The following is a 4,783-nucleotide window of genomic DNA, read 5'->3' on the forward strand; positions in this document are numbered from 1 at the left end:
TGTCCACCAAGGCGACCTTGTGACTCTGGGGCACGCTTTCGATCAGGGTCAATCCGTCGGCGAAGCGGCTGCCCTCGCCAAGGCCGTGGTCATTGACCACGACCACGACGTTATCGTGCTCATGCAGTCGCACGTAGCGGGGCGAATCGGTAGTTTCGATCAATTGCATGGTCGGGCCCTTTCTGCAAGTCTCTCAGGCTTTTATTCTGCAACCGGCGCCCCGAGGGGCGCCGAACTGTCCAATCAGTGACGCGAGCCTGCCAGTTCGTTGCTGGAGGCGGATGCTTCGGGATCATCCTTGGGGGTATCACGCAACTCGATGCGCTTGATCGGGCCGACGATCACCAGGTAGCTGAACACTGCCACCAGGGCATTGGCGCCAACGTACACCAGTGCCCACTTGAACGAGCCGGTGGCGCTGATGATGTAGCCGATGATGATCGGCGTGGTGATCGAGGCAATGTTGCCAAAGGTGTTGAACATGCCACCCGACAGGCCGGCGATCTGCTTGGGCGAGGTGTCCGATACCACCGCCCAGCCCAGCGCGCCAAGGCCCTTGCCGAAGAATGCCAGGGCCATGATGCCGACCACCATCCACTCGGCATCCACGTAGTTGCAGACCACCATGGTGGTGGAGAGCAGCAGCCCGACCACGATCGGTGCCTTGCGCGCGAAGGTGAGCGAGTGGCCACGACGCAGCAGGTGATCAGACAACACACCACCCAGCACGCCGCCGATGAAGCCGCAGATCGCCGGCAGCGAGGCGATGAAGCCTGCCTTGAGGATCGACATGCCGCGCTCCTGCACCAGGTACACCGGGAACCAGGTCAGGAAGAAGTAGGTGATGGCGTTGATGCAGTACTGGCCCAGGTAGATACCGACCATCATGCGGCTGGTCAGCAGTTGCTTGATGTAGCCCCATTTCGGCCCGCTCTTGCCGGACTCGCGCGGTTTGTCCATGTCGACCAGGCCGCCGTTCTTCTCGATGTGATCGAGCTCCTCGGCGCTGATCATCGGGTGTTCCTTGGGGTTGTAGATGACCTTCAGCCAGACCAGCGAGAAAGCGACACCCATCGCGCCCATGACCACGAACACGTGTTCCCAGCCCCAGGAGTGGACGATCCAGCCCATCAGGGGTGCGAACAGCACCGTGGCGAAATATTGCGCGGAGTTGAAGATGGCCGAGGCAGTGCCGCGTTCAGCGGTCGGAAACCAGGCCGCGACAATGCGCGCGTTACCCGGAAACGACGGCGCTTCGGCAAAACCGACCAGAAAGCGCAGCATGAACAGGGCGATGATCGCGTTGGCCAGCGGCAGGTAGCCGACAAAGCCTTGCAGCACGGTGAACAGAGACCAGGTGAAGATGCTGAAGGCGTAGACCTTCTTCGAGCCGAAGCGGTCGAGCAGCCAGCCGCCGGGGATCTGCCCAAGCACATAGGCCCAGCCAAATGCCGAGAAGATATAGCCAAGCGTGACCGCGTCGATCCCCAGGTCCTTCTGCAGGCTGGAGCCGGCAATGGAAATGGTGGCGCGGTCGGCGTAGTTGATCGTGGTCACGATGAACAGCATGAACAGGATCAGGTAGCGTACATGCGTCTTTTTCGTCGCTTGCATGCTGGTGTACTCCCACTAGTTATTTTTGTGCGGGCTATAGGTATATGCCGAAGCGGGGGCTTCCCGCTTCGGCTCGCGACAGGGCAGGCCGCGTGATGCAGACGCTTACTGGGCGCCTTGCTTGTCCATCAGGGCCGCGAGCATTTCGTACTCTTCGCCGGTCAGGTCGGTCAGTGGCGTGCGCACGGGGCCTGCGTCGTAGCCGGCCAGCTTGGCGCCGGCCTTGACGATGCTCACCGCGTAACCGGCCTTGCGGTTGCGGATGTCCAGGTAAGGCAGGAAGAAGTCATCGATCAGCTTGCCCACGGTGGCGTGGTCGTCGCGGGCAATGGCGTGGTAGAAGTCCATGGCGGTCTTCGGTACGAAGTTGAACACCGCGGACGAGTACACCGGCACACCAAGGGCCTTGTAGGCGGCAGCATACACTTCGGCGGTCGGCAGGCCACCCAGGTAGCTGAAGCGATCGCCCAGGCGGCGACGGATCGACACCATCAGCTCGATGTCACCCAGGCCGTCCTTGTAGCCGATCAGGTTCGGGCAGCGCTCGGCGAGTTTCTCGAGCTGGGCGGCGTTCAGGCGGCAGACGTTGCGGTTGTACACCACCACGCCGATCTTCACCGACTTGCACACGGCCTCGACGTGGGCGGCGACGCCGTCCTGGCTGGCTTCGGTCAGGTAGTGCGGCAGCAACAGCAGGCCCTTGGCGCCCAGGCGCTCGGCTTCCTGCGCGTATTCGATGGCCTGGCGGGTCGCGCCACCCACGCCGGCAAGGATCGGTACCGAGCCTGCGCAGGTATCCACGGCCGTCTTGATGACCTGGCTGTACTCGCTGGCCGCCAGGGAGAAGAACTCACCGGTGCCACCGGCGGCGAAGAGTGCGCTGGCGCCGTACGGGGCCAGCCACTCCAGGCGCTTGGCATAGCCAGCCGGGTTGAAGTCGCCCTGGGCATTGAAATCGGTTACCGGGAACGACAGCAGGCCGTGGGAAAGGATGGATTGCAGTTCTTGTGGATTCATTGTTGTTGGCATCCTGTGGCGCTTGGAAGAAAGGGGTAGAACCAAGGTGGAGGTAAGTTATCGTACAACTTGAGCGATGACTAGTCCCCTGGCGCAGGATTTTTTGAAAAGGGGAAGGGCGAAAGTGGCGTAAAGCCGTAAGGATGGCTCTATAACGGGGCTTTCAAGGGTTTCGACAGGTTGTCGTATGTCTGCGCAAAGCGCCACCGGCCCTGAGCGGGCGCGTGTGGCGTTGCGGGATGAGGTATCAGGCCGACTGTCGCTGCTTGCTGGCCTGGGCCTTGCGCACCTGCTGGCGGCAGGCGTCGCCAAAAGCCTGGAAGATACGGATCGAGTCCGGGTTGCTGGCCGCTTGCCACTCGGGATGCCACTGCACGGCAAACAGGAACGGCGACAGGCCAGGTGCGTGAATCGCCTCGACCAGGCCGTCGTCGGCGACCGCGATCGGCTCCAGGCCTTCACCCAGATTCTTCAGGCCCTGGCCATGCAGCGAGTTCACGCGGATCTCATCGCTGCCCAGCGCTTCGCGCAGCCAGCTGCCAGGCTTGATCTTCACGCCATGGACGGCCTGGTATTGCACCTCGACCGGGTCTTGCGGGTTCTCCCGGTGGTCGTTGAAGCCGGGCACGGCATAGACCTTCTGGTAGATGTCCCCGCCCAGCGCCACGTTGATTTCCTGCATGCCTCGGCAAATGCCGAAAATGGGCAGTCCACGGGCCAGAGCAAGCTGCACCAGCGGAATGTCGAACAGGTCGCGCGCCTTGTCCTGGCCTTTGCCTGGGGTTTCGTTTTCCTGGCCATAGAGCGCCGGATCGATATTGCTGCCGGCGCCGGTCAGGTAGACGCCGTCGGCCATGTCCAGGTAGGTTTCCAGCGCATCGGTGCCACAGCAGGTAGGGACCAGTACCGGGACGCAGCCGGCGAAGTCGACCAGCGGGGTGATGTACTTGTGGGTCATGACCTGGTAGTCGTGACCCTTGCGCTCCTGGGTGCCCATGGTCATCAGGACGACGGGTTTGCGTTGGGTCTGATTCTTGTTGCCAATGTTGCTGTTGGACATATGTCACCTTGGGACAGGCCGCGCCTGTCATTGTCGTGCAGGCATGCAACTGGAACCGGGCATCGCCTGAGGTTTCGAGCACTGCCGGAAGGCCATGCTGGCGGCCGTTTCCGGTCGAAACCTGAGTGACAGCTTGCCAGAGCCGTTTAATATGTCAAACGACTTGAAAGCCCGTCGATGCGGTAAATCCGCTGTTTCAGGGGTCTTCAAGGTGATCGGGCCCCAGTGGCGTAAGGGGTCGCCCGGTTCAGAGGTAAATTATATTTAACGATGCATTGATTCTTTGCAGCCGTGCAATAACCAGCACGGCAATGACAACAAGGAGCCACCGATGTCCAGATCCACCGCCGGCGCGCCCGTGCGCCTGCCGTTTTCCGACTTGCAGGCGCTGCTGCAGCGCGTTTTCCAGCGCCATGGCTGCGCCGAGGGCGTCGCCGCCGAGCTCGCCCACAATTGCGCGAGCGCCCAGCGCGATGGCGCGCACAGCCATGGTGTGTTCCGGGTGCCCGGTTATCTCTCGACCCTGGCCAGCGGCTGGGTTGACGGGCACGCGCAACCGATCGTCACGGACGTGGCACCGGCGTTTGTCAGGGTCGACGCTGGTGGCGGCTTCGCCCAGCCAGCCCTGGCGGCGGCACGCGCATTGCTGGTGGAGAAGGTGCGCGAGGCAGGTATCGCCGTGCTGGCCATCCACAATTCGCATCACTTCGGTGCCCTGTGGCCCGACGTCGAGCCGTTCGCCGACGAGGGCCTGGTGGCGCTGAGCGTGGTCAACAGCATGACCTGCGTGGTGCCGCATGGCGCGCGCAAGCCACTGTTCGGCACCAACCCTATCGCCTTCGCCGCGCCTTGTGCCGGCGGCGACCCGATCGTCTTCGACATGGCCACCAGCGCCATGGCCCACGGTGACGTACAGATCGCCGCGCGCGAGGGCGAGCAGCTGCCGCCCGGCACCGGTGTCGATGCCCAGGGGCAGCCGACCCGTGACCCCAAGGCTGTTCTCGAAGGCGGCGCCTTGCTGCCTTTCGGCGGGCACAAGGGATCGGCCTTGTCGATGATGGTCGAACTGCTCGCCGCGGCGCTGACCGGTGG

At 62.9% G+C, this 4,783-nt stretch carries 4 protein-coding genes and 1 pseudogene; 1 reads left to right on the plus strand and 4 read right to left on the minus strand.

The features are described from left to right. The 4 genes and pseudogenes from garD to VJS90_RS13995 all read right to left on the minus strand — a co-directional run. Window positions 1-169: pseudogene (garD, locus tag VJS90_RS13980) on the minus strand (galactarate dehydratase); the annotation flags it as partial. 74 nt (window positions 170-243) lie between these two features. Further along, on the minus strand, window positions 244-1,614 hold the full coding sequence (locus VJS90_RS13985; protein ID WP_324122240.1) for an MFS transporter: 1,371 nt from the start codon (window positions 1,612-1,614) through the stop codon (window positions 244-246). Window positions 1,615-1,719: 105 nt separating this feature from the next. Continuing rightward, on the minus strand, window positions 1,720-2,631 hold the full coding sequence (kdgD, locus tag VJS90_RS13990; RefSeq protein ID WP_324122241.1) for a 5-dehydro-4-deoxyglucarate dehydratase: 912 nt from the start codon (window positions 2,629-2,631) through the stop codon (window positions 1,720-1,722). Window positions 2,632-2,878: 247 nt separating this feature from the next. After that, window positions 2,879-3,691, minus strand: a complete 813-nt coding sequence (locus tag VJS90_RS13995) for a type 1 glutamine amidotransferase (RefSeq protein ID WP_324122242.1) — start codon at window positions 3,689-3,691, stop codon at window positions 2,879-2,881. Between the two features lie 331 nt (window positions 3,692-4,022). On the opposite strand from VJS90_RS13995, the gene VJS90_RS14000 reads away from it, so the two are divergent. After that, window positions 4,023-4,783 (plus strand): Ldh family oxidoreductase (locus tag VJS90_RS14000; RefSeq protein WP_324122243.1); only part of this gene is annotated, 761 nt, incomplete at its 3' end.

It is taken from the genome of Pseudomonas sp. (assembly GCF_035277045.1).
Lineage (GTDB): Bacteria > Pseudomonadota > Gammaproteobacteria > Pseudomonadales > Pseudomonadaceae > Aquipseudomonas.

What these genes read in the sequence shown, in the direction of transcription:
- VJS90_RS13985 (WP_324122240.1), bottom strand. Translation starts at nt 1,614, where the DNA reads ATGCAAGCGACGAAAAAGACGCATGTACGCTACCTGATCCTGTTCATG.
- kdgD (WP_324122241.1), bottom strand. Translation starts at nt 2,631, where the DNA reads ATGAATCCACAAGAACTGCAATCCATCCTTTCCCACGGCCTGCTGTCG.
- VJS90_RS13995 (WP_324122242.1), bottom strand. Translation starts at nt 3,691, where the DNA reads ATGTCCAACAGCAACATTGGCAACAAGAATCAGACCCAACGCAAACCC.